Here is a 23,066-nt window from a genome sequence, read left to right on the forward strand (position 1 = left end):
AGATCGACCTCGAAGGTCTGTCCGGTCCAATTCTCACTCAACGAACTACGCCTGCCATTTCGATGTTGCCGATCATTTTTCGCCGGTGATCATTTCTCGCCGGTGTCGTAACCGCGACGCGTGGCGCCTGCGGTCTTCTCGATGTCGAGCGGCTTTGCCTTTGCCGACGAACTCAGCTGCCACGGAACGCTGGTCACCATCACGCCGGGCTGGAAGAGCAGGCGGCTCTTGAGGCGGAGCGCACTCTGGTTGTGCAGGATCTGCTCCCACCAGTGTCCGACGACGTACTCGGGAATGAAGACGGTGACGACGTCACGTGGGGCATCGCGTCGTACACGCTTGACGTAGTCGAGAACCGGCTTGGTGATTTCGCGGTACGGCGACTCGATCACCTTGAGCGGAACCGTCACGTCACTCTTCTCCCACTCCCGCACGAGTGCGCGGGTGTCCGGCTCGTCGACGTTGACCGTGATGGCTTCGAGGGTGTCCGGTCGCGTGGCTCGCGCGTAGGCGAGAGCTCGCATCGTCGGCATGTGCAACTTCGAGACGAGCACGATCGAGTGCGTGCGGCTGGGCAGTACGCCGTCCCACTCCTGCTCCTCGAGCTCGGCTGCGACGCTGTCGTAGTGCTTGCGGATCATCTTCATCACGATGAAGATCGCGACCATCGCGACGATGGCGATCCATGCGCCGGCAGCGAACTTGGTGATCAGAACGATGATCAAGACGGTGGCGGTCATTGCCAGACCGATCGAATTGATCACTCGCGAGCGCTGCATACGGGCCCGCTGCGCCTTGTCGGTCTCGGACTTCAGATGCCGAGTCCAGTGCTTGATCATGCCCGTCTGGCTGAGCACGAACGAGACGAAGACGCCGACGATGTACAACTGGATGAGCTTGGTGACCTCGGCGCCGAACACCACGACGAATGCGATGGCAGCACCGGAGAGGAAGAGGATTCCGTTGCTGAACGCCAGCCGGTCGCCGCGCGTGTGCAGCTGACGCGGTAGGTACCGATCCTGTGCCAGGATCGATCCGAGTACCGGAAATCCGTTGAACGCGGTGTTCGCGGCCAGAACCAAGATCAGTGCCGTGACGATCGCCATGAAGAAGAAACCGATCGGGAAACCACTGAACACGGCTTCGGCGATCTGCGCGATCAAGGTCTTCTGATGATAGCCCTCCGGCGCTCCGACCAGCTGTTCCTGCGGATTGTGTGCGTAGACGATGCCGATCTTCTGAGCCAGGATGATGATGCCCATCAGCAGGACGATGGCGATCGACCCGAGCAGCAGCAAGGTAGTGGCAGCGTTGCGCGACTTCGGCTTCTGGAACGCCGGTACGCCGTTGCTGATGGCCTCGACGCCGGTCAGTGCGGCACAGCCCGAGGAGAATGCGCGGGCGATCAGGAACGCGAAGGCAATTCCGTACAGATGCGAATCCTCGGCGTTGAGCGTGAACGACGACGATTCCGCGTGCACATCCTCGCCGAGGACGTAGATCCGGAAGAATCCCCACCCGAGCATCAGGAACATGCCGACGATGAATGCGTAGGTCGGAATTGCGAACGCGGTCCCCGATTCACGGATACCGCGAAGGTTGACCGCGGTCAGCAACACGATCGCCGCAACCGCGAACAACACCTTGTGCTGCGCGACGAACGGCAGAGCCGAGCCGATGTTCGACGCCGCCGACGAGATCGACACGGCGACCGTCAGCACGTAGTCGACCATCAGCGCACTACCGACGGTCAGACCGGCGGTCGGGCCGAGGTTGACCGTCGCGACCTCGTAGTCGCCGCCACCGGAGGGGTATGCGTGGACGTTCTGGCGGTAGCTCGCCACCACCACAGCCATGACGATGGCGACGGACAATCCGATCCAGGGGGTGTACGCATACGCGGAAATACCCGCGACGGAGAGAACCAGGAAGATTTCTTCGGGGGCATACGCGACGGACGACATCGCGTCGGACGCGAAGACCGGTAGTGCAATTCGCTTGGGTAGCAGCGTGTGCCCGAGTTTGTCGCTTCGGAACGGCCGACCGAGCAGGAGCCGCTTGGTAGCGGTCGAGAGCTTAGACACGTGCAAAGCGTAAGCCGTCTCGCCCGATTCGGAGTCATCAGAGCCCCAACTTCACCTTTTGTCGTGACAACCGGCACGCGAGCGACCGTTGTACTTGCTCTTCCCGTGAGGGGCTGTACCGTTCGATTCGGCGTGCAATCGCGCCATGAGGGTCCATGAACGGAGTAGGGCGTGTATGTCGTCATCATGGGGTGCGGTCGAGTGGGTTCTTCCCTCGCCGCGTCCCTGACCAGGATCGGACATGAGGTCGCCGTCATCGACCGCGATCAGAGTGCGTTTCTGCGTCTCGATCTGGACTTCCCGGGAACCAAGGTTCTGGGAATGGGGTTCGACCGTGACGTGCTGGTCCGGGCGGGAATCGAGCGGGCCGACGCCTTTGCCGCGGTGTCCTCGGGAGACAATTCCAACATCATCGCAGCGCGAGTCGCACGCGAGACTTTCGGCGTCGAACGCGTCGTCGCACGTATTTACGACGCCAAGCGGGCCGCCGTTTACGAGCGACTCGGCATTCCCACGGTCGCCACCGTGCCGTGGTCGACGGATCGTTTCCTGCACACGTTGACCAAGGAAAGTCAGACTGCGAAGTGGCGCGATCCTTCGGGCACTGTCGCCATCACCGAACTTGCCCTGCACGAGGATTGGGCGGGCAAGCCGATCGCGCTCCTCGAGGGCGCGACCAGTTCGAGAGTCGCCTTCATCATCCGCTTCGGGACCGGCATTCTCCCCGACCGCAAGACTGTCATCCAGGCCGACGATCAGGTCTACATCGCCGCCGTGTCGGGAACCGTCGCCGAAGCTGTCGCACTGGCCGGCAACCCGCCGCCGAGCGACGACTGAGGGAGGCCGCAGATGACTGATCCGTACGCCGCCCCCCACAACAAGACTGCGACTGTGTTGCACTACAACGTGATTGGAAGTTCTCGATGAAGGTCGCCATCGCCGGAGCCGGCGCCGTAGGCCGTTCCATTGCGCGAGAGCTGATTCGAAGCTCACATGACGTCATGCTGATCGAACGCAAACTCGATCACATCGAACCGGAGTCGGTGCCCGAGGCGAAGTGGGTGCACGCGGACGCCTGCGAACTCAGCAGACTCGAGGACGCGTCGATGGAGTCGTACGAGGTCGTGATTGCCGCGACCGGAGACGACAAGGCAAACCTGGTCCTCAGTCTGCTCGCGAAAACCGAGTTCGGTGTTCGCCGAGTTGTCGCCCGCGTCAACGATCCCCGCAACGAGTGGCTCTTCGACGAGTCCTGGGGCGTGGACGTCGCCGTCTCGACACCGCGGATGCTCGCTTCGCTCGTCGAAGAGGCCGTCTCGGTCGGTGACCTGGTCAAACTGATGACACTGCGGCAGGGACAGGCCAACCTCGTCGAGATCACGTTGCCCGACAACACACCTCTTGCCGGAAAAGCCGTCAAGAAACTCGAACTTCCGCGAGACTGCGCACTGGTCACCATCCTGCGTGGCGGACGCGTGATCGTCCCGCAGATGGACGATCCCATCGAAGGCGGGGACGAACTGCTCTTCGTTGCGGCCGTCGACGCCGAGGATCAGTTGCGCGTTGCACTCCGCCTGGAGAATTGACCGACGAACACACTGACGACGAAAGGGAATCACATGGCACAAGCGCCCGAAAACACCGTAGTCACCGACAATCCGGCCCAGAGCCGGTACGAGATCCATGCCGACGGCGACCTCGCCGGGATCGAGGACTACACCACCTCCGGTGACGTCGTCTCGTTCAACCACACCGAGATCTACCCCGCCTTCGAAGGTTTCGGATTGGCCGGGGTTCTCGTCCGCCAGGCTCTGGACGACCTACGAGCACGCGGCCTCAAGGTTCATCCGGTGTGCCCGTACGTCGTGAAGTTCCTCGACAAGCACCCCGAGTACCAGGACCTGATCAGCTGAGATCTCGGTCTTCGCGCGGCTTCGTCAGATTCACCGAGCCCACCTCTTCGGACCCTGCGTCCGTGGCGGTGGGCTCGCTGCTTTCGGGCTCCACAACCGGTTCAGGCTCGACGATGCGATCGGCCTTACGCACAGCCCAGACCGTCACGAGCAGCACCAAACCGGTCAACGGCCAACCCATGCCGATACGCGCGACTGCGAGCCATCCGGTGTGGTCGGTGTCGTAGAGCTGTGACTGAACGAGATACCGCGCACCGAAGACCAACGCCCACGCTGCCGTCGCGACGTCGTAGAGCCGGACGGCGGAGCTGTGCTTGCGCCAGAGATTGCCGTGCCCGTTGAGATAACCCCAGATGATTCCGACGAGGGGCCAGCGTACGAGGATCGAAATCAGGAAGACCGCACCGTAGGCGAGGCTCGTGTAGATACCGAAGAGGAAATATCCTTTGGCGTCGCCGGTGCGGTAGGCGATGAATGCGGAAACTCCGACTCCGAGAAAACCGGAAATAGCGGGTTGGAGGGAATCCTTGCGGAAGAGGCGCCAGGCCGCGATAGCGACAGCGACGCCCAATGCGGCCCAGATTGCCGCGGTGAGATTCCAGATGCTGTTGACCGGGACAAAAATCAGAATCGGCAAAGACGAATAGATCAGACCACTCAGCCCGCCGAGTTGGTCGATTACCGATCGCTGTTGTGTTTCAGTCACCTGTCGAGGGTGCCACAGTCACCGAGTTGCACGGTAAATGCGGGAAACGCGCCTATTCGCCGCGCAGTTCGTAGTAAGGGTTGAAGATCGCCTTGCGACCGTCACGCTCGCCCACACGACCGCGGATCAGCAGGGTCTTACCGGTCTCGATTCCCGGGATCCGGCGACGCCCGATCCAGACGAGATTGATCACCTCGGTGCCATCGAAGAACTCCGCCTCGATACTGGCATTTCCCGACTTGGGACACGCGTCGACGCTGCGGAGTCGGCCCACCATCGTGACTTCTTCACCGCGACGACAATCGCATGCCTTCTGACCTCCGGAAGCCTTGTTGGACTCGGCCATCTCCTGGGCGTCCAACTGGTCGACGTCCTCGGTCAGACGCTGGGTCAGTCGACGAAAATATCCTGCGGCGGCGGGTGCCATTGCGCGCTCCTGCGAACATGTGTGACGCAAGGGTTTCGCGTCACGTGAAGGGCTGTGTGATCGCCACTGTAGACCCATTACGAGCGTGTAACCACACCGGTCAGTCCGCGTCTCGGGGGCACCGGGCAAGATCAAGAGATGCAGAACTCGGAATTGGCGACCGTTGCCGTCGTTCTCCCAGGTACAGGCTCTGACGCCCACTTCGCGGACCGCGCATTCCGGGCGCCGCTGGAGGCTCTGGGTGTGCGCATCGTCGCAATTGAACCGGACCCTCGGCGTGTCGTGGACGGCTATCTGGACGCGATGGACAGAGCCGCGGACACGCACGGCCGAATCATCGTCGGAGGGGTCTCGATCGGAGCGGCCGTTGCACTCCAGTGGGCCGCCGACAATCCCGATCGAACCGTGAGTGTGTTGGCAGCGCTTCCGGCCTGGACGGGCTCGGCCGACGACGCCCCCGCAGCAGCGAGCGCGCGGTTCACCGCCGGGCAACTGCGCTCCGAAGGCTTGGAGTCGGTGATCGCTGCGATGCTCGCGTCGAGTCCGGCGTGGCTCGGAGCCGAACTCGAGCGCTCCTGGCGCTCTCAGTGGCCCGATCTCCCGGCTGCGCTCGACGAGGCGGCGTCGTACCACTCACTCGGCGAGAGCGCGCTACGGGCGGTAGGCGTTCCGGTCGGCATTGCGTCGGCGGTGGACGATCCGGTTCATCCCGCGTCAGTGGCGCAGGCATGGGCGGCTTCACTCCCCCGCGGCGCAGTCGCCACGACGACGCTCGACATGATCGGGCGCGACCCCGCGATTCTCGGGTCCACCTGCATCAAAGCGCTCGCGGCGATCGAATCCGATACCACCGCGAGCGCCTGAAGAAAATCCTGTTACTGACCCAATTGCTGCATGGCAGAACCGGATTCGCCGCTACGAGGCGGCGGGGTCGGCCGTGCTGGAGGTGCCGGCGGAGCGGGCGGTGCTGACTGCTGTTGCTGCTGGGCGGCGACCTGTTGCTGCTGCGCTGCCGCCAACTGCTGCTCGTGTGCGGCCGCCAACTGCTCGGCGAGCACCTGCGGGAGCACCACGGGCAGCGGTGTCCGCACCGGATGCGGCTCTGATCCTCGGTTGACGACGGTGTCACGCAAGATGTCCCGTGCGATTGCCACCAGAGGGGCGTTCGCGGCGGTGGATCCACTCGGACCCGCGACCACGCAGCGCACCATCCACCGGGGACCGTCGACGCCGATGAACCGCAGGTCCATGTTGGCCGTCACAGCAGCCAGTTCACGGCCCCACGGGCCGTTCTCGACGCTCACCGCGGAATTGTCGTCGCGAAGCGACTGCGCGAGCTCGGCAACGACCTCACGCCACTGACCGGGCGATTTCGGGGCGGCGTAGGCAGCAACCGTGATGCGGCCGTGCTCGGTGACCAGGTGCACGGCCTGCGGCGAACCGTTGGGCGCCATCTCGACCTGCAACTGCCCGCCGGTCGGCATCGGCACCAGAACGGAACCGAGATCAAGACGCTGACCGTCACGGCCTGCCGTCGGATCGTCGGAATCGATCTCCGAGATGTCGTAAGGGCCTTCCGATTCGTCACCGAACTCGTCGCCGGTGACTTCGAGATCGTCTTCGACCTCGTCGATCTCCACCGACTCGTCGTTCTCGTCACCGAAGAAGCTGGTGGTTTCCTCGTCGACGTCTGTCTTCTTCTTGCGTCCGAACATGATTCAGACTCCCTCTCCGACTACCGCGCCAGGCGCATCGGTATCGAGTATCGCGTGCCCGCCGCTGGAACCGTAGCCTCCGGTTCCTCTGGTCGTGTCGTCCAGCGATTCGACTTCCTCGAAAACCGGAAGTTCGACTCGTTGAACCACGAGCTGAGCGATTCGGTCACCGCGGCGGATGTCGATGGCTGTGGCCGGATCGAGATTGATCAAGCAGACCTTGAGTTCGCCCCGGTATCCCGCGTCCACGGTTCCGGGCGCATTCACGATCGACAGTCCCGATTTGGCGGCGAGTCCGGAACGCGGATGGATCAACCCGACGGTGCCCACCGGCAAAGCGATCGCGATCCCCGTTCCGACCAGTGTTCGGTGGCCGGGTTCGATGGTGACGTCGCTGGTGGAGCACAGATCCACACCCGCATCTCCGGGATGCGCACGCTGTGGAACGGGCAGGTCTGGATCCAGTCGCTTCAAGGCGATGGAGAGATGGTCGCTCACGTGGGCCAAGACTACTCGTAGCGACGGACTATCCTTGACAGGTGCCCGAAACATCTCGACCTGACGTCGCCACCACAACGCCCCCGTCCACGACGCTGTACTCCGAGCGCCTGTGGGTGCCGATCTGGTGGTGGATCGCCGGGCTGGCCGTAGCCGGACTCCTCGCGGCCGAGGTCCACATGGGCCGCCCGGGGCTTCTCTCGTACCTGGCGTACGTCGTACTACTCCCGATCCCGATCTGGGCGGCATTCTGGCTCAGCCGGATGCGCGTCGAGGTGGTGGAGACAGCAGGGGTGAAGGAATTGCACGTGGGTAGAGCCCACCTGCCGGTCGAATTGATTTCACGGGCGGCAGCAGTGCCGGCTTCCGCGAAGAGTGCTGCGATGGGGCGCCAACTCGATCCGTCGGCGTTCGTCCAGCATCGCCCATGGGTCAAGACAATGGTGTTGATCGTGCTCGACGACCCGGAGGATCCCACGCCGTACTGGTTGGTGAGCACACGTCGTCCCGCTGATCTGCTGGCTGCGCTGGATCTCTGACCAGCGCGGTCACAGCAAAGCAGTACTTCCCGACCCTTGGTCGACCCTCGCGCTGACGGGTCGACCACCGGGAAGGGAGATCAGGCAGCGCAGTCCATGCATACGAGCTGTCCGTTGGCATCACTGGCCAGGCGGCTGCGGTGATGAACCAGGAAGCAGCTCGAACACGTGAACTCGTCTGCCTGCTTCGGAACAACTCGAACCGAGAGTTCCTCGCCGGAAAGGTCGGCACCCGGCAGCTCGAAGGACTCCGCGGTGTCCGTCTCGTCGATGTCGACGACGGCTGACTGCGCTTCGTTGCGTCGCGCCTTCAGCTCCTCGAGCGAGTCCTCCGAAACCTCGTCGGACTCTGTACGCCTCGGTGCGTCGTAGTCAGTTGCCATCTCGTCTACCCCATCCTCTTCGTGTATCCCGGTCCCGTGTGCGCCGAGAATCCGGTAGATCCTTGATGCGCATGGAAACCGCCGTGGCATCCAGATCATTCCCTGTCGCTGCATAACGCTGCAGGACTGGAATTAGTGCCCGGAAGTTCCTTCCGAGAACGTGATCTGCGCCTCATTTGGTTGTCATTTCGGCGTCCGGCCGATGCCCAGTTGAACGACCTGGGCCGCCAGACAGTAGCCGACGTGAGCACGAAAGTAGTAACCGAATCGGAAATTTCCGAAAAATGACTGCGAATTGTCACCAAGGCAAGAGCAAGCTGTGACCTTTCCACGATGTTTTCGGGCCGAATCCGGGTAGAAACAGGCCGGTAATCGGCCAACTGCCGTTTCTCAATCGACAAGGACTCGACGCGTCGAGCCTCGCTTCGGCTGTCTCGTCACACAGGCCCTCTAAGGTAGGCACCGAACGTCATGCCGGCGCCGCTCGGCCCGATGGCGAAGTAGAAGTTTCGTCAAGAAAGTCGAGGGATACCGTGGTTTCTCTGATCACCGAAGGCAGCTCTACCGATGACCAGGGACGTCCGTTCCGCCGTCGGCGCGCGTGGCCGGTGATCGCCGTGTTCGCGGTACTCGCATTGATCGGCAGTGTCTTGTGGGTCCGCATCCTGAGCGCCGAGGCGGAAGTCAGTGACACCGTCGCCTGCAACCTGCCGCAACCTTCGTCCGATCCTTCGGCAGCGGCGCCACTACCGCTGGGAACCGTCGTCGACCGCTCGAAGCTGCTCGACGTGGATCCCGCTCCCCTCGCCGCCACCAAGGTTCGTGTGTTCAACGCCAACGGTGAACACGGTCAGGCGGCCCAGGTGGCAGCGCAGCTGAGCGAGTTCGGCTTCTCCAGCGCGCCGGACGTCCAGGTCGGAAACGACCCCGTCTACGTCGACCAGAACATGGAGTGCCAGGGTCAGATCCGATTCGGAGCGAACGGCCTCGCCGCCGCCAGTTCCGTCTGGCTGGTCGCCCCCTGCGCCGAACTGGTCCAGGACGGCCGCGGCGACGACACCGTCGACCTGGCTCTCGGCACCTACAACAAGGGCGCCCTGACCCCCAACACCGACGCCACCGCGATCTTGCATGCTCTGGCCGAGCAGCCCGCAAACGCCGAAGTCGCCCCCATGGACATCGCACTGCTCAAAGCAGCGCGCACGGCGCGCTGCTGACAAGCCTCAGCTCGGAATCGGCTGATCTGCGCCGGTAGCTCCGAGCATGTGCGCGAACTGCTCGGCGATCGCCGGAGCGACTGCGTAAACGACATCGCCGTCGGCCGACGTGGAATTTGGCGCCGGGACGTTGATCACGGCGCCCGCTTCGGAAGCGATCAAGGAGCCGGCTGCCCAGTCCCATGGACTCAGTCCGTGTTCGAAGTGAGCGTCGACCCGGCCGGTGGCAACCATGCACAGATCCAACGCAGCCGAACCGATGCGTCGGATGTCGCGGACCTGCGGCAGGATCTGCCCGATCAACGTGCCCTGCACCTTCCGGCGATCCGCTCCGTAACCGAAGCCGGTGGCCAACAGCGCCATTGACAGCTCGGTCACCTCATTGGCTTGCAGGTCGCTGACGACGCCGTCGGCCGTGGTCATGGTTGCACCGCCGCCCCGATGCGCGGCGTACGTGGTTTCCAACGACACGTCGACGACAGCCCCGGCTACCGAGACCCCGTCGATCTGTACGGCCACCGAGATGGCGAACGCGGGGATTCCGTAGAGAAAATTCACCGTGCCGTCGATGGGATCGACAACCCATCGAACTCCCGCGGAATCGTCGGTGTCTCCGCCACCTTCCTCACCCAGGATCGAATCCGCAGGGCGCAATTGCGCCAGAAGGTCGCGAATCACTTGTTCGGTTTCGGTATCGACCACCGTGACGGGATCGGTGGGCGTGCTCTTCGCCGCAACCGAACCACCCTCGGCGGCACCGGAACCCACCAGGCCGAATACCTCGGGCCGACGCAAACGGACGTGTTCGGCTGCGCGTTCGGCGACGGCTACGGCTACTTCCCGCAACTGTGCGGGGTCCAGAGAATCGGCGGAAAAGTCGGGCAACGTTCTTTCTGAAGGGCGCACCGGACCATCGCAACACATCTCTACCGAGGGGCACCACTCGAACGTCTCGAGGCGGGCGGTTCGAGAGGACGCGCCCGGGTCCTTGTTCGGGTTAGTGTTTGCAACGGTAGATCGTGACCTCGAATTCGACACTCAGGAGCGCAGGACGATGACAACCACAGGTTTCGGGATCGACGTCGGCGGTAGCGGCGTCAAGGGCGGCACGATCGACCTGAGCACCGGGGAAATGATCGGTGAACGCATCAAGATCCTGACCCCGCAGCCGTCCACACCCGATGCGATCGCGGGCACTGTCGCCGAAATCGTCGAGCAGGCCAAGTGGACCGGTCCGGTCGGCATCACCTTGCCCGCTGTCGTGACCGGGGGCGTCGCGCGCAGCGCCGCGAACATCGACAAGTCCTGGATCGACACCGACGCCGCCGCCCTGTTCGGCAAGGCCCTGGGCGGGCGCGAGGTCACCGTCCTCAACGACGCCGACGCTGCCGGAATCGCCGAGGACTCGTTCGGAGCGGGCAAGGACACCTCCGGCGTCGTGATCTTGTTGACCTTCGGCACCGGAATCGGATCTGCCGTGTTGCACAACGGAGTTCTGTTGCCCAACACCGAGTTCGGCCACCTCGAGGTCGACGGCAAGGAAGCCGAGCATCGAGCGGCGTCGTCGGTGAAGGAAAAGAAGGACTGGAGCTACAAGGAGTGGGCGGTCGAGGTCTCCCGAGTTCTGACCACCTTCGAGAACCTGCTGTGGCCTGATCTCTTCATCGCCGGAGGCGGAATCAGCCGCAAGCACGAGAAGTGGATTCCGCACCTGACCAACCGCACGAAGGTCGTCCCCGCCACCCTCCTCAACACCGCGGGAATCGCCGGAGCTGCGCTCGCATCGGTCGGACTGACCAGGCCGGCCCCCGTCGCCGGATGAGAAAACCTGCACGTGAAAAGCGGAAAATCTACCTGTTACGGCCCGCCGTGACGTAAGAGTTTCCTGAGAGTCGTTACAATGGTGAAGTCCGGCTGCGCGCCGGCCAACAACCATTGACCTCTCCGCCGGATCACCACTCTGGCGTGACGCCGCACGACACCGTCACGAAAGGGCGTACGTGGCAGCCACCGATACACGTCAGACTGCTGATTCTCCATCAGAGTCAGAGCCACAATCTCCAGCCGTGGAGGCGGCCACCGTCACCGCTCCGGCAGCCAAGAAGGCTCCGGCGAAAAAGGCCCCCGCCAAGAAGGCAGCAGCAAAGAAGGCTCCGGCCAAGAAAGCTCCGGCCAAGAAGGCAGCAGCTAAGAAGGCCAGCCCCAAGAAGGCCGGCGATCCTGACGCCGAAGACGGCGATGTCGAGTTGGAAGACATCGACATCACGGACGGCGACCTTGCCGAGGTCGAGTCCGATGTCGTCGAGGTCGTAGCAGTCGGCGAAGACGAAGAGACCGCTGCAGAGCCGTCCGAGAAGGACAAGGCTTCCGGCGACTTCGTCTGGGACGAGGAAGAGTCCGAGGCTCTCCGCCAGGCACGCAAGGATGCCGAACTGACGGCGTCCGCCGACTCGGTTCGCGCCTACCTCAAGCAGATCGGCAAGGTCGCACTCCTCAACGCCGAAGAGGAAGTCGAACTGGCCAAGCGCATCGAGGCCGGCCTCTACGCCGTGCAGATCATGCAGGACCTCGCTGACAAGGGCGAGAAGTTGCCTGCGGCTCAGCGACGCGACATGAGCTGGATCTGCCGCGACGGCAACCGCGCCAAGAACCACCTCCTCGAGGCCAACCTCCGCCTGGTCGTCTCGCTGGCCAAGCGCTACACGGGCCGCGGCATGGCGTTCCTGGACCTCATCCAGGAAGGCAACCTCGGTCTGATCCGTGCAGTCGAGAAGTTCGACTACACCAAGGGTTACAAGTTCTCGACCTACGCCACGTGGTGGATCCGTCAAGCCATCACCCGCGCAATGGCCGACCAGGCTCGCACCATCCGTATCCCGGTGCACATGGTCGAGGTCATCAACAAGCTCGGCCGTATCCAGCGTGAGCTGCTCCAGGACCTGGGCCGTGAGCCCACGCCGGAAGAGCTCGCCAAGGAAATGGACATCACGCCGGAGAAGGTGCTGGAAATCCAGCAGTACGCGCGTGAGCCGATCTCTCTCGACCAGACCATCGGCGACGAGGGCGACAGCCAGCTCGGTGACTTCATCGAGGACTCCGAAGCTGTTGTCGCAGTCGATGCCGTCTCGTTCACCTTGCTGCAGGATCAGCTGCAGTCGGTACTCGAGACGCTGTCCGAGCGCGAAGCCGGCGTGGTTCGCCTCCGCTTCGGTCTCACCGACGGTCAGCCGAGGACTTTAGACGAAATCGGACAGGTCTACGGCGTCACGCGTGAGCGTATCCGCCAGATCGAATCGAAGACGATGTCGAAGCTGCGCCACCCGTCGCGTTCGCAGGTTCTGCGCGACTACCTCGACTAGTCACACCAGCTATGCACACAAGAGCCGCTCTCCGGATCTCCGGAGAGCGGCTCTTGTGCGTTTGCCGCCTCAGACCAAGAGTGTGTCCCGGAGTTGTGCGACATCGTCCTCGCTCAACTGAAGGCCGTCCCGGACGTAGTTGTCGAAGTTGCCGTACACCCGATCCACCGTGGCGAAAGACGTGTCCAGCCAAGACTGTTCGACGCCGTCGATGAACGCGCTCCCCGTGCGGGGTCCGGTGAGGTACTGATTGCTGAGCATGTAATCGGCGTTCACGTCGGTGCGACTGACGCCGAGGACGGCCAGGAGAACTGCGGTCATCCAACCGGTACGGTCCTTGCCCGCCGAGCAGTGGTAGAGGACTGCACCGTCGGTGTTCGCGACGTTCACCAGCGCGTCGTGGAATGCGCGGCTCGCCCCCGGATCGGTCACCATCAACGCGTACATCGTCGGCATGTCCACCAGCGCCGGGAGGTTGGCGGGGTTGGTTCCGATGACGTCGAACCAGTTGCTTCGCGCCCCGTTCGGAAGGCGATCCTGCGAGAGCGTTCGTTCGACGACCGTACGGAAGTCGTCGACCGATTCCACTCCGCGTTCGCTCAACGACGCGAGATCCGACGGTGTCAGCTTGTCGAGGGCATTCGAGCGAAATACCTTCCCCCACCGAACGGTCTGCCCGTCCGCGGCGTCGTAGCCACCGATGTCACGCGCGTTCGACGCACCCTCGAGGTGTAGCGATCGATCCGCGGCAACCTGCGCAGCTGTGGGTCCGGCGTGGTCGAGAGCGGGAATTCCACCGGCGAGCGCCGGGACCGGTGCACACGAGATGATCAGCGCACACAGAGCGGTCGCGGCGGGACGGGCGATTCTGTTCGACATCCGGACAGAATAGGACCGCAATCAGGACTTCGTACGAACCTTGATGTACAACGAGGCAACCGGTTCGATAACTCTTGCCGCCACCGGGCCGATGACCGCCATCAGGAGCACGTAAGCAGTTGCCAATGCGGCAAGTTCGGCGTCGACGGCGCCTGCGGACACCGCGAGGCCGGCGATGATGATGGAGAACTCACCGCGGGCGATCAGAGCGGCACCGGCGCGCGCCTGACCCATTCGCGCGACACCCTGACGTCTGGCCGCCCAAGCGCCGGTTACCAGCTTCGTGATCGCCGTGACCACTGCCAGGATCGCGGCCCATCCGAGGACTGGCGGAATGGAACTGGGATCGGTGTTGAGACCGAAGACCACGAAGAACATTGCGGCGAACAGATCTCGAAGGGGCTCGAGCACGCGACTGGCATTGTGCGCCGTCGACCCCGAGATCGCGATTCCGAGGAGGAATGCGCCCACAGCCGCCGACACCTGCATCGCCGAACTGATGCCGGCGACCAACAGTGCGGCACCGAGCAGCTTGAGCAGGAGCGTCTCACTGTCGGGACTGTCGAGGAGGGCGGAGACGTACCGTCCGTATCGGAGGGCCACAACAAGTACCACGGTGATGACCAACAACGAGATGCCGACCGCTTCGAGCCCGCCCATGAAGCTCACGCCCGCGAGCATCGCGGTCAGAATCGGCAGGTACAGCGCCATCGCCAGGTCTTCGAACACCAGAATCGACAGCACGACCGGTGTCTCGCGGTTACCGAGGCGCCCCAGGTCGCTGAGCACCTTGGCGATGATTCCCGAAGACGAGATGTAGGTGACGCCGGCCATGACCGTCGCCCCCACGACGCCCCAGCCGAGCATCAAGCCGACAACCGCGCCAGGGGTGGCGTTGAGGACGATGTCGACGATGCCGGCTACCCGCGAGCGTTTGAGACCGGTGACGAGCTCGGCCGCAGTGTATTCGAGCCCCAACAGCAGCAAGAGCAGGACGATCCCGATCTCACTGGCCAGATGGGAGAACTCGCCGATGTCGCCTAGCTGGATGAAACCGCCCTGTCCGAAGCACAGGCCGCCGATCAGGTAGAACGGGATGGGCGACATGCCGACGCGAGCAGCGAGCCGTCCGAGCAGTCCGAGCGCGAAGAAGACCGCGCCGAGTTCGATCAGTGCGAGGGTGGTTGTGTCCACGCGCCAGTCAGCCGTTGGCCAAGATTTTTGCCGCTGCAGCCAAACCGTCCGGCGTTCCGACTGCCACGAGAAGGTCTCCCCCGGTGAACGTGAAGTCGGGGTTCGGAGACGGGCTCACCTGCCCTGCGCGCATGACGGCGACGATGGACACTCCGGTACGCGTGCGCATGCCGGTGTCCCCGAGGGTCTGTCCGTCGTAGCGAGAACCGTCCTTGATGTAGAGCTGTTTGGTTCGAATGCCCGGAAGATCACGGTGCTCTTCCTCGAGCTGAGCAACGAGCTGGGGGGCACCCAGGAGATTGCTGAGCGCTGCCGCTTCCTCGGTGGTCAGAGGCAGCGAGGCAGCACACGCGTCAGGGTCGTCTGCCTTGGAAACGATGAGGTCGGTATGACCGTCCCGATGGGTGACGACACCCACGCGACGACCGGAAGACAGAACAAAATCCTTGCGCGTCCCGATCCCCGGTAGTGGGGTGACTTCTACGTTCATATACCAACGGTAGCGCCGATCGGTGACCTGCATCGCGGGAGGGCCGTTATCCGCGGGGAGCACTTCGCGGCGAGCGAACCGGCGACCTACCGAACCGGCGAAAACACGCCGTTCTCGTCCGGAAAATACTCGACGACAGCGGTGACGGCTGCGACGGGAATCGGGGCGTACAGATGCGGGAATCGCATCGATTCCGGGTCCGAGGGGACACCCGGTTCGTACTTGACCTGACCGCCGAGCAAGGCCGGATCGATAGCCAGAAGGACTATGTCGTCACGGCCGGCAAAGATCCGATTGGCCGGGAGATGAACTTGCGCCGGAGTCGACATGTGGACAAATCCCTCCGCCTCGAATCCGTCGGGGATACGTTCACCGAGCTGTTGTGCCCGCGCCCACTCCTCGCGCGTGCACATGTGGAGCAACTCGACGCTCTCGTCGACAAGTGGTTCGCGTCCCGGGTTCATCCGCCCAGAATATCGGGCTGAGGTCGGCGATCCGAATCAGCTGTCAGCGAACAATCTTCACCCGAGAATGCCTGCCCAGCGCATTTCCAGTGAGACACAACACTAAGAAACGCCTTCGGGAACAACCCGTAAACCCCAAACGTCTGTAAGAGTGGATCTACCGCGCCATTCCGACGCGGCGGACCAGGCCCCAGGCACGCGGCCCGAATGCCGCAAAGCCAGTACGGAGGAGTCATGCCCGGAACACTGACCAGCCCACAGTTGACCGCTGCCGACCGGTGCGACCGGTGCGGTGCCGGAGCACGCGTACGCGCCGTGCTTCCCACCGGCGGCGAGCTTCTCTTCTGCGGACACCACGCAACCGAACACGCGGATCGACTTCGCGAGATGAATGCCGTCGTCTCCGAAAGCGAACCCGCAATCTGACCTGTCAGCCGGGGGTGGCCTCTTCACGAGGCGCGCCATGAACGCCAGAACGGGCGATCACAATCACTGTGATCGCCCGTTCTGCCGTTCCGGGGCCGCAAGCACGCGAAGCGTGCGGGACCGGTATCGGCTGCTACCAGCTGCGGAGAATCGCGATGCGTTCGGTCAGCTGATCGACAGTAGCGATGGCCGTCGGCGGACCGCCGCACACTCGGCGCAGTTCCGCGTGAATGATGCCGTGCGGCTTACCAGTGCGGTGAACGTTCATCGCCACCAACCCGTTGAGCTCCTTGCGGAGCGCACCGAGCTGATCTGCCGTGGCCGCTCGATCGGATACCACTGCCGCCGTGGGTTGCGGGGCGGCGGCCTTGGCCGAGTTGGCCTCGACCTGCGTCTGCTGGCGTTGACGCAGCAATGCCCGCATCTGATCGGCGTCGAGTAGGCCTGGCAGACCGAGGTAGTCGGCTTCCTCATCACTTCCGGCGAATGTCGCGGTACCGAAGGATGATCCGTCGTAGATCACCTGGTCGAGTTCGGCATCGGCGCCCAGGGACGTGAACGCCTTCTCCTCCTCGCCCAGCTCGTCCTTCTGCTTGTTCGCATCGGCGAGCAGGTCGTCTTCGAGGCCGTCCTTCTCACGATGCGGCTTGCCGAGTACGTGATCACGCTGGGCCTCGAGCTGTGCGGCAAGGTCGAGAAGCACCGGCACCGACGGCAGGAAGACGCTGGCAGTTTCGCCCTTACGACGCGAACGTACGAAGCGCCCGATCGCCTGAGCGAAGTACAGCGGAGTCGACGCGCTGGTCGCGTACACACCGACCGCCAGACGGGGAACGTCGACGCCCTCGGACACCATGCGGACCGCGACCATCCATTTCTGGTCGCTCGCACCGAATTCGGCGATTCGCTTGGACGCGGTGGGGTCGTCGGACAGCACGACAGCCGGCTGTTCGCCGGTGATCGCGGTCAGGGCCTTCGCGTACTCGCGGGCCACTGTCTGGTCCGTCGCGATGACAAGTCCGCCGGCATCGGGCATACCGGTACTGCGCAGCTGCGCCAAACGGGTGTCTGCTGCTTGCAGCACGGCAGGAATCCAGTCGCCGGCAGGGTCCAAGGCCGTACGCCAGGCCCGAGTCGTCTGCTCGGCGCTCAGCGGCTCGCCGAGTCGAGCGGTGAATTCCTCGCCGGCGTTGTTTCGCCACCGTGCCTCGCCCGAGTAGGCGAGAAACACGACGGGGCGAACCACGCCGTCCTTGAGGGCATCCGAATATCCGTAGGAGTGGTCGGCTTTCGAGCGGAGCAGACCTTCCTTGTCCGGCTCGTACTCGACAAAAGGAATGGCACTGTCGTCACTGCGGAACGGGGTTCCGGTCAGTGCGAGACGCCTGGTCGCGTCGCCGAACGCTTCACGAATGGCGTCGCCCCAGCTCTTGGCGTCGCCGCCGTGGTGGATCTCGTCGAGGATGACCAGCGTCTTGCGGCCCTCGGTGCGCACACGATGCTTCGACGGGTGCGAGGCAACCTGGGCGTAGGTCAGCACGACGCCGTGATAGTCACTCGAGGTCTGGCCGGTCGAGTTGGAGAACCGCGAGTCCAATGCGAGGCCGGAGCGCTGTGCGGACTCCGCCCACTGGTGTTTGAGGTGCTCGGTCGGCGCCACGACGGTTATCTGGTCGACCGTCCGGTCACGGAGCAATTCCGAAGCTACCCGCAGAGCGAAGGTGGTCTTACCTGCTCCCGGCGTTGCGACCGCCAGAAAGTCACGCGGACTGCTGGAAAGGTATTTGGTCAGTGCACGGCGCTGCCATGCACGAAGGGAACCGGTAGGGGCGCCAGGTTGGGTTCCCGCGGATTGAGCTCCGGCGGGTTCGGGCGACTTGCCGAACTCGGCTGCCACGGTCTCAGACGTCATAGGCCGCGCCTCCACTGGAATCGCACTGTTGTCTCGCGCTCCTCGAATTTTCATCAATGTCCGGCGACGAGCCTAGCCGCCGCCACCGACGAAAGCCGCACTCGAAGCGCGTACTCATGGCCGTTCTCACTCCGGCCGGCGAGGTTTCGCTTCTCTCGCATCCTGCCGACCTGCACGCGAATTGTCTCAGAAATGTGCGACACGTCGGCGCCATGGTTGGGCAACCGGGTGTGTCGTCAGGGATGCTGGAGACATCATGAGTGAAGCGCGAGGCGAGAAGTCGAGCGGAAGTGATCTGCACCACCGCAGATGGCATCCGCTACGCCGCACCGGGCAGTTGATCGGTCGAACCCTGAGCAAGGCCTGGGACGATTCCATCTTCGGAAAGGCGGCTACGGCCGCGTTCTGGCAAACGCTGTCGCTTGCTCCCCTGCTGCTCGGCCTTCTGGGAATGATCGGCTACATCGGTGGGTGGTTCGGACCCAACACCGTCGAGATCATCGAATCCAAGATCGTCACGTTCAGCGGAACGATCTTCAGCGAAAGCGTCGTCGACCAGATCATCCGCCCGACGGTGACGGACGTCCTTCAGCGCGGACGCCCGGAGATCATCTCGGTGGGCTTCCTGCTCTCCCTGTGGGCGGGATCATCGGCGATCAGTACGTTCGTCGACTCGATCGTGGAAGCACACGGGCAGCAGGATGCCCGCAATCCCATCTGGCAGCGCATCTTCGCCCTGCTGCTCTACGTGATGTTCCTGGTGATGGCGGTGTTCATCCTGCCGCTGGTAGCTCTGGGGCCGACGCTCGTCGGGCGAGCACTGCCGGCCTCCTGGTACGTGGTCGGATCGAATCTGGTCGACACGTTCTACTACCCCGCTGTCGGTCTGCTGGTGATCATCGGCCTCACGACGCTGTACAAGGTCGCTCTGCCGAAGTCGCTGCCGTGGCATCGGCTGCTCGCGGGCGCCCTGGTCGCGGGTGTGTTCTTCATGGCCGCCAGCACCGGATTGCGCTGGTACCTGGGATTCGTCACCAGCACCGGCTACACGTACGGCGCGTTGGCAACGCCGATCGCGTTTCTGCTCTTCACATTCTTCCTCGGTTTTGCCGTCGTCCTCGGCGCCGAGTTCAACGCGACTGTTCAAGAGTTCTGGCCGGCTCGTGCCACCCGGATGGAGCAGATGCGAGAGTGGCTTGCGGCTCAGAACACCGACGAAAAGACCGGTCCGGTCACCAACCTGACCTGGCACCTGGCCACCAGCCCGATCCGCATCTCGGGCGACAAAGCGGATCCGGCCACGGTCCCCTCGTACGGGCGGCCCCGCAGCAGACAAACCGAGAGCAGACAAACGGAGTCGCGCCAGAACTCCTGCGTAGACCAAGAACCCTGCTACGAACCGCAGGCAGACGCGAAGGGCCCGGCGGCCGACTGCGTCGAGGCTGTCGATCCGCCGAGCTCCGGAAGTACTGCCGCTCGCGTGACCCGAGGTCAGTCGCCCTTGCGGAGTCCTTCGTAAATCTTCTTGCAGTCCGGGCACACCGGTGATCCCGGCTTGGCGGACTTCGTCACGGGAAACACCTCACCGCACAGCGCGACGACATGGGTTCCCATGACGGCGCTCTCGGCGATCTTGTTCTTCTTCACGTAGTGGAAGAACTTCGGGGTGTCGTCGTCGGTCGTTTCGTCGGTGGAGACGTCGGGACGTTCCTTGGTTTGAGTGCTCACCCCTCCAATAATGCCGTCTCCGTCACAGCGGTGCGACCCACGGGTCGTGTGCAATTGTCGGCCGAGAGTGGAACAGTGGAGTCATGGCACGAAATGGCGCGTTCGGCAGGTCCGACGAGTCCGGGACTCCCGACAATCCCGTACTGATCACCGAAGCGCAGCAGTCCGTCGAAGAACAGCACAAAGCCCGAGTGCGCAAGTACATGATCATCATGTCCTTCCGGTTCCCGGCGTTGATCCTCGCGGCGATCGCGTACGGCATCTGGGCCAACGCCTGGATCTCGATGCTCATCATCGGTGCATCGATTCCGCTTCCCTGGATCGCCGTCCTGATCGCCAACGACCGACCACCGCGCACCAAGGACGAACCGAGTCGATACGACGGACGAAAGAAGACCGCAGGCGAGATCGAATCCGCGACGCACCACACCATCGAAGGCTGACAAGTTCCGCCTGCGAGAATGACGGGGTGAGAAGCGAAACGCTCCTGTCCATCACCCCTGCGCTGCGTGAGGCTCTGCTTCGCAATCGATTCGACACCGGAACCATGCTCGAGGCGTTGGGTCCCGAAGTTCACGCTGCTCTCGGTCGAAGTGAGCCGGTGCCCGTGCGCCGCGCCACCCGAGAACTCGGGGACCTGGGCGTTCTCATCAGACTGTTCCTTCTCGCCGATGACTGCCCGGCGGGCGACGTCGCCGCGGCGCTGGCTCCGCTGACAATCGCGCAGTGCGTCGACGCCGGTCTGCTCGAAGGTGAGAACTTCGACAGTGAGAATCCGCTCGTGCGGGCCGCGGTGGATCTTCGCCCCATCGACGTCGGCGACGGCGATCGTTGGGTGATCTCGGATCTCGACGGCGGAATCCGTCCCAAGAAGGCCACGGCCGATCATGTGCTGGGCGTCGGGCATGCGTCACTGTCCTTGCTGCAGGCCACGCCCACCGCGAGGGTCGGCAGCGTGCTCGACCTCGGTACGGGATGCGGCATCCAAGCCCTGCACGCGAACACGTACGCCGATTCGGTCACCGCAACCGACATCAATCAACGCGCTGTCGACCTCACGGCAGCAACCATGGCCCTCAACGGACTGGACGTCGAACTCCTTCAAGGGTCCTGGTTCGAACCCGTCGAGGGTCGAACCTTCGACCAGGTGGTCGCCAATCCGCCGTTTGTCGTCGGCGAGGCACGCGTCCATCACACGTACCGCGATTCCGGCCTCGATCTCGACGGTGCGAGCGAATTGATGATCTCGCAATCGATCGACTACCTGAACCCCGGCGGCACGGCAGCTCTGCTGGCGTCCTGGGTGCACGTCGAAGGGCAGGACTGGCGGTCGCGGATCGCGTCGTGGCTGCCGGCCCACGGCGTCGATGCCTGGGTGGTCCAGCGCGATGTCGCGGATCCGGCTCTGTACGTCGGCACGTGGCTCAAGGACGGCGGGCAGGATCCTCGAGATCCGGAAACGGCATCGAGAGCAAACGCCTGGCTGGATCACCTCGAAGAAGCCGATGTCGAGGGCGTCGGCTTCGGTTTCGTGTTTCTTCGCCGCACCGACTCCCCCACCGACCTGATGGCCGAGGACCTCATGCACGGCTTCTCGGACCCGCTCGGGGCCGAGGCGCTCGCATACTTCGACCGTCTTGCCTGGTTGCGTGAACACGACGTCCTCGAGGAACGCTTCGTCCTCGATCCGGACACGGCTCTCGAACGCGTCTACCTCCCCGGTGACGAGGGATGGCAACAAGTGGTCACGCGCGTGCACCGCGGCAACGGACCGCACTGGCAGCACGAGATCGACGAGCTCGGTGCTGCGCTGTTGGCCGGACTCCGAGCGGATGGACTGGTGGTCGACGAATTGATCGAACTTCTTGCCGCGGCGAACGGCGAAGACCCGGACCAGCTACGTGAGGCCGTCGTCACAATGATGGTCTCGCTGGTTCGACACGGGTTGGTGCTTCCCGTCACGAACTGAGTTCCCGGTGAGTTGCAGATTTTTGTGTTCTCAGCAACTTCTCAGGACGACTGGGAAATAACTGCAGGTCACGGCGATTTAGCGGAAATCGGCACGGGAACTTTCCCGGAACTCTCACACGTTGAACTGTGTGAGAGACCGCCGATAGGGAGGCAAGTCATGACAAGCCCCAGCACCACTACTCGCATTCGTCCGAGCGCCGCAGATCTGGACGCCCAGAGCCCGGCCGCAGACCTGGTCCGCGTCTACCTGAACGGGATCGGTCGTACCGCACTGCTGACAGCAGCAGACGAGGTCGAACTGGCGAAGCGAATCGAAGCGGGGCTGTACGCCAGCCACGTCCTTGCCACGGGAAAGCGCCTGACAGTCGCCAAGAAGAGGGATCTCGCAACGATCGTTCGCGAGGGACAGTCGGCACGTAGCCACCTCCTGGAAGCGAACCTGCGACTCGTCGTGTCGCTGGCCAAGCGCTACACCGGCCGCGGCATGCCGCTCCTCGATCTGATTCAAGAAGGCAACCTCGGACTCATCCGTGCAATGGAGAAGTTCGACTACGCCAAGGGCTTCAAGTTCTCGACGTACGCCACCTGGTGGATCCGTCAGGCGATCACCCGCGGAATGGCTGATCAGAGCCGCACCATCCGGCTCCCAGTCCACCTCGTGGAGCAGGTCAACAAGCTCGCCCGCATCAAGCGCGAACTGCACCAGCAGCTCGGGCGAGAAGCCACGGACGACGAGTTGGCCGAAGAGTCGGGCATCCCGGCGCACAAGATTGCCGACCTGCTCGACCACAGCCGCGACCCGGTAAGCCTGGACATGCCTGTGGGCAACGACGAAGAAGCGCCCTTGGGCGATTTCATCGAAGATTCCGAGGCGACCTCGGCCGAGAACGCCGTCATCGCCGGTCTGCTGCACAGCGATGTGCGCAGCGTGCTCGGGACGCTCGACGAGCGGGAGCAGCAGGTCATCCGACTTCGCTACGGTCTCGACGACGGCCAGCCCCGCACCCTCGATCAGATCGGCAAGCTCTTCGGCCTCTCGCGTGAGCGGGTTCGTCAGATCGAGCGTGAGGTCATGGGCAAGCTCCGCGTCGGTGATCGCGCCGAGAAACTGCGGTCCTACGCGAGCTGATCAAACAACACAGCACGTGCGTCAGCGCGCCA

Annotated in this window: 26 protein-coding genes; 13 read left to right on the forward strand and 13 right to left on the reverse strand. The window is 63.5% G+C overall.

Going from position 1 to position 23,066, the window contains the following annotated elements; translation table 11 throughout:
• Positions 1–89: 89 nt before the first annotated feature.
• On the reverse strand, positions 90–2,084 hold the full coding sequence (locus ACYP01_RS23320) for an APC family permease (RefSeq protein ID WP_007732857.1): 1,995 nt from the start codon (positions 2,082–2,084) through the stop codon (positions 90–92).
• Positions 2,085–2,255: 171 nt separating this feature from the next.
• On the opposite strand from ACYP01_RS23320, the gene ACYP01_RS23325 reads away from it, so the two are divergent.
• The 3 genes from ACYP01_RS23325 (at position 2,256) to ACYP01_RS23335 (ending at position 3,997) form a co-directional block, all read left to right on the forward strand.
• A complete protein-coding gene (locus ACYP01_RS23325; RefSeq protein ID WP_003942587.1) occupies positions 2,256–2,921 on the forward strand; it encodes a potassium channel family protein in 666 nt (221 codons plus the stop codon).
• 86 nt (positions 2,922–3,007) lie between these two features.
• The gene (locus ACYP01_RS23330; RefSeq protein ID WP_003942632.1) at positions 3,008–3,670 is read left to right on the forward strand and encodes a potassium channel family protein; all 663 of its coding nucleotides are present in this window, start codon (positions 3,008–3,010) and stop codon (positions 3,668–3,670) included.
• Positions 3,671–3,703: 33 nt separating this feature from the next.
• Positions 3,704–3,997, forward strand: coding sequence for a GNAT family N-acetyltransferase (locus ACYP01_RS23335; protein WP_003942641.1), 294 nt, complete (start codon positions 3,704–3,706; stop codon positions 3,995–3,997).
• Here ACYP01_RS23335 and ACYP01_RS23340 read toward each other — a convergent pair.
• Positions 3,990–4,703, reverse strand: a complete 714-nt coding sequence (locus ACYP01_RS23340; protein ID WP_003942611.1) for a DUF3159 domain-containing protein — start codon at positions 4,701–4,703, stop codon at positions 3,990–3,992. The genes ACYP01_RS23335 and ACYP01_RS23340 overlap by 8 nt on opposite strands.
• Positions 4,704–4,755: 52 nt before the next feature.
• Positions 4,756–5,130 carry an OB-fold nucleic acid binding domain-containing protein gene (locus ACYP01_RS23345; RefSeq protein WP_003942613.1) on the reverse strand — a complete coding sequence of 125 codons (375 nt, stop codon included), beginning with the start codon at positions 5,128–5,130 and terminating at the stop codon, positions 4,756–4,758.
• 138 nt (positions 5,131–5,268) lie between these two features.
• On the opposite strand from ACYP01_RS23345, the gene ACYP01_RS23350 reads away from it, so the two are divergent.
• Complete coding sequence (locus ACYP01_RS23350) at positions 5,269–5,994, forward strand: alpha/beta fold hydrolase (protein WP_204855774.1); 726 nt, start codon at positions 5,269–5,271, stop codon at positions 5,992–5,994.
• A gap of 11 nt (positions 5,995–6,005) precedes the next feature.
• Here ACYP01_RS23350 and ACYP01_RS23355 read toward each other — a convergent pair whose 3' ends face one another.
• Positions 6,006–6,845 (reverse strand): DUF3710 domain-containing protein, encoded by an 840-nt coding sequence (locus ACYP01_RS23355; protein ID WP_003942585.1) that lies wholly within the window; start codon positions 6,843–6,845, stop codon positions 6,006–6,008.
• 3 nt (positions 6,846–6,848) lie between these two features.
• Positions 6,849–7,343: a dUTP diphosphatase gene (gene dut, locus ACYP01_RS23360; RefSeq protein WP_003942635.1), complete on the reverse strand. Its 495-nt coding sequence runs from the start codon at positions 7,341–7,343 to the stop codon at positions 6,849–6,851.
• Between the two features lie 41 nt (positions 7,344–7,384).
• Here dut and ACYP01_RS23365 point away from each other — a divergent pair, with 41 nt between their 5' ends.
• Positions 7,385–7,882, forward strand: a complete 498-nt coding sequence (locus ACYP01_RS23365) for a DUF3093 domain-containing protein (protein ID WP_003942596.1) — start codon at positions 7,385–7,387, stop codon at positions 7,880–7,882.
• An 80-nt stretch (positions 7,883–7,962) separates the two neighbouring features.
• Here ACYP01_RS23365 and ACYP01_RS23370 read toward each other — a convergent pair whose 3' ends face one another.
• Complete coding sequence (locus ACYP01_RS23370) at positions 7,963–8,265, reverse strand: DUF4193 domain-containing protein (RefSeq protein ID WP_003942593.1); 303 nt, start codon at positions 8,263–8,265, stop codon at positions 7,963–7,965.
• 533 nt (positions 8,266–8,798) lie between these two features.
• Between ACYP01_RS23370 and cei the strand changes: the two genes are divergently transcribed.
• Positions 8,799–9,482, forward strand: coding sequence for an envelope integrity protein Cei (cei, locus tag ACYP01_RS23375; protein ID WP_003942618.1), 684 nt, complete (start codon positions 8,799–8,801; stop codon positions 9,480–9,482).
• A 6-nt stretch (positions 9,483–9,488) separates the two neighbouring features.
• Here cei and ACYP01_RS23380 read toward each other — a convergent pair whose 3' ends face one another.
• Positions 9,489–10,367 (reverse strand): inositol monophosphatase family protein, encoded by an 879-nt coding sequence (locus ACYP01_RS23380; RefSeq protein ID WP_165638345.1) that lies wholly within the window; start codon positions 10,365–10,367, stop codon positions 9,489–9,491.
• A 169-nt stretch (positions 10,368–10,536) separates the two neighbouring features.
• Here ACYP01_RS23380 and ppgK point away from each other — a divergent pair, with 169 nt between their 5' ends.
• Positions 10,537–11,304, forward strand: coding sequence for a polyphosphate--glucose phosphotransferase (ppgK, locus tag ACYP01_RS23385; protein WP_064112879.1), 768 nt, complete (start codon positions 10,537–10,539; stop codon positions 11,302–11,304).
• A gap of 112 nt (positions 11,305–11,416) precedes the next feature.
• Positions 11,417–12,841, forward strand: coding sequence for an RNA polymerase sigma factor (locus tag ACYP01_RS23390; protein WP_370333980.1), 1,425 nt, complete (start codon positions 11,417–11,419; stop codon positions 12,839–12,841).
• 69 nt (positions 12,842–12,910) lie between these two features.
• Here the strand turns inward: ACYP01_RS23390 and ACYP01_RS23395 are convergent, their stop codons facing one another.
• From ACYP01_RS23395 to ACYP01_RS23410, 4 genes are all read right to left on the reverse strand, one after another.
• Positions 12,911–13,720 (reverse strand): tyrosine-protein phosphatase, encoded by an 810-nt coding sequence (locus ACYP01_RS23395; protein ID WP_387385757.1) that lies wholly within the window; start codon positions 13,718–13,720, stop codon positions 12,911–12,913.
• Between the two features lie 21 nt (positions 13,721–13,741).
• Positions 13,742–14,914 carry a cation:proton antiporter gene (locus ACYP01_RS23400; RefSeq protein ID WP_003942634.1) on the reverse strand — a complete coding sequence of 391 codons (1,173 nt, stop codon included), beginning with the start codon at positions 14,912–14,914 and terminating at the stop codon, positions 13,742–13,744.
• Positions 14,915–14,921: 7 nt separating this feature from the next.
• Positions 14,922–15,404 carry a cation:proton antiporter regulatory subunit gene (locus tag ACYP01_RS23405; protein WP_021344116.1) on the reverse strand — a complete coding sequence of 161 codons (483 nt, stop codon included), beginning with the start codon at positions 15,402–15,404 and terminating at the stop codon, positions 14,922–14,924.
• 86 nt (positions 15,405–15,490) lie between these two features.
• A complete protein-coding gene (locus tag ACYP01_RS23410; RefSeq protein WP_209922846.1) occupies positions 15,491–15,868 on the reverse strand; it encodes a DUF952 domain-containing protein in 378 nt (125 codons plus the stop codon).
• Positions 15,869–16,102: 234 nt separating this feature from the next.
• On the opposite strand from ACYP01_RS23410, the gene ACYP01_RS23415 reads away from it, so the two are divergent.
• Complete coding sequence (locus tag ACYP01_RS23415; protein ID WP_003942643.1) at positions 16,103–16,294, forward strand: DUF7455 domain-containing protein; 192 nt, start codon at positions 16,103–16,105, stop codon at positions 16,292–16,294.
• Between the two features lie 133 nt (positions 16,295–16,427).
• On the opposite strand, the gene ACYP01_RS23420 is transcribed toward ACYP01_RS23415, so the two are convergent.
• A complete protein-coding gene (locus tag ACYP01_RS23420; protein WP_003942642.1) occupies positions 16,428–18,206 on the reverse strand; it encodes a DEAD/DEAH box helicase in 1,779 nt (592 codons plus the stop codon).
• A 256-nt stretch (positions 18,207–18,462) separates the two neighbouring features.
• On the opposite strand from ACYP01_RS23420, the gene ACYP01_RS23425 reads away from it, so the two are divergent.
• Complete coding sequence (locus ACYP01_RS23425) at positions 18,463–19,725, forward strand: YihY/virulence factor BrkB family protein (protein ID WP_459682715.1); 1,263 nt, start codon at positions 18,463–18,465, stop codon at positions 19,723–19,725.
• On the opposite strand, the gene ACYP01_RS23430 is transcribed toward ACYP01_RS23425, so the two are convergent.
• Complete coding sequence (locus tag ACYP01_RS23430) at positions 19,698–19,934, reverse strand: DUF3039 domain-containing protein (protein ID WP_003942602.1); 237 nt, start codon at positions 19,932–19,934, stop codon at positions 19,698–19,700. The two genes, ACYP01_RS23425 and ACYP01_RS23430, sit on opposite strands and share 28 nt — an antisense overlap.
• An 83-nt stretch (positions 19,935–20,017) precedes the next feature.
• Here ACYP01_RS23430 and ACYP01_RS23435 point away from each other — a divergent pair, with 83 nt between their 5' ends.
• From ACYP01_RS23435 to ACYP01_RS23445, 3 genes are all read left to right on the forward strand, one after another.
• A complete protein-coding gene (locus ACYP01_RS23435) occupies positions 20,018–20,377 on the forward strand; it encodes a DUF3099 domain-containing protein (protein WP_459682717.1) in 360 nt (119 codons plus the stop codon).
• A gap of 26 nt (positions 20,378–20,403) precedes the next feature.
• Positions 20,404–21,903, forward strand: coding sequence for a DUF7782 domain-containing protein (locus tag ACYP01_RS23440; protein WP_075833058.1), 1,500 nt, complete (start codon positions 20,404–20,406; stop codon positions 21,901–21,903).
• A 159-nt stretch (positions 21,904–22,062) separates the two neighbouring features.
• The gene (locus tag ACYP01_RS23445) at positions 22,063–23,034 is read left to right on the forward strand and encodes a sigma-70 family RNA polymerase sigma factor (protein WP_003942639.1); all 972 of its coding nucleotides are present in this window, start codon (positions 22,063–22,065) and stop codon (positions 23,032–23,034) included.
• Positions 23,035–23,066 lie beyond the last annotated feature (32 nt).

The sequence above is a fragment of the Rhodococcus sp. no. 34 genome, assembly GCF_054589475.1.

Excerpts from the sequence above, each read along its gene's own strand:
- ACYP01_RS23330 (WP_003942632.1), top strand. The coding sequence starts at position 3,008 with ATGAAGGTCGCCATCGCCGGAGCCGGCGCCGTAGGCCGTTCCATTGCG.
- ACYP01_RS23335 (WP_003942641.1), top strand. The coding sequence starts at position 3,704 with ATGGCACAAGCGCCCGAAAACACCGTAGTCACCGACAATCCGGCCCAG.
- ACYP01_RS23345 (WP_003942613.1), bottom strand. The coding sequence starts at position 5,130 with ATGGCACCCGCCGCCGCAGGATATTTTCGTCGACTGACCCAGCGTCTG.
- ACYP01_RS23350 (WP_204855774.1), top strand. The coding sequence starts at position 5,269 with ATGCAGAACTCGGAATTGGCGACCGTTGCCGTCGTTCTCCCAGGTACA.
- ACYP01_RS23355 (WP_003942585.1), bottom strand. The coding sequence starts at position 6,845 with ATGTTCGGACGCAAGAAGAAGACAGACGTCGACGAGGAAACCACCAGC.
- ACYP01_RS23370 (WP_003942593.1), bottom strand. The coding sequence starts at position 8,265 with ATGGCAACTGACTACGACGCACCGAGGCGTACAGAGTCCGACGAGGTT.
- ppgK (WP_064112879.1), top strand. The coding sequence starts at position 10,537 with ATGACAACCACAGGTTTCGGGATCGACGTCGGCGGTAGCGGCGTCAAG.
- ACYP01_RS23395 (WP_387385757.1), bottom strand. The coding sequence starts at position 13,720 with ATGTCGAACAGAATCGCCCGTCCCGCCGCGACCGCTCTGTGTGCGCTG.
- ACYP01_RS23405 (WP_021344116.1), bottom strand. The coding sequence starts at position 15,404 with ATGAACGTAGAAGTCACCCCACTACCGGGGATCGGGACGCGCAAGGAT.
- ACYP01_RS23410 (WP_209922846.1), bottom strand. The coding sequence starts at position 15,868 with ATGAACCCGGGACGCGAACCACTTGTCGACGAGAGCGTCGAGTTGCTC.
- ACYP01_RS23415 (WP_003942643.1), top strand. The coding sequence starts at position 16,103 with ATGCCCGGAACACTGACCAGCCCACAGTTGACCGCTGCCGACCGGTGC.
- ACYP01_RS23420 (WP_003942642.1), bottom strand. The coding sequence starts at position 18,206 with ATGACGTCTGAGACCGTGGCAGCCGAGTTCGGCAAGTCGCCCGAACCC.
- ACYP01_RS23425 (WP_459682715.1), top strand. The coding sequence starts at position 18,463 with ATGAGTGAAGCGCGAGGCGAGAAGTCGAGCGGAAGTGATCTGCACCAC.
- ACYP01_RS23435 (WP_459682717.1), top strand. The coding sequence starts at position 20,018 with ATGGCACGAAATGGCGCGTTCGGCAGGTCCGACGAGTCCGGGACTCCC.
- ACYP01_RS23445 (WP_003942639.1), top strand. The coding sequence starts at position 22,063 with ATGACAAGCCCCAGCACCACTACTCGCATTCGTCCGAGCGCCGCAGAT.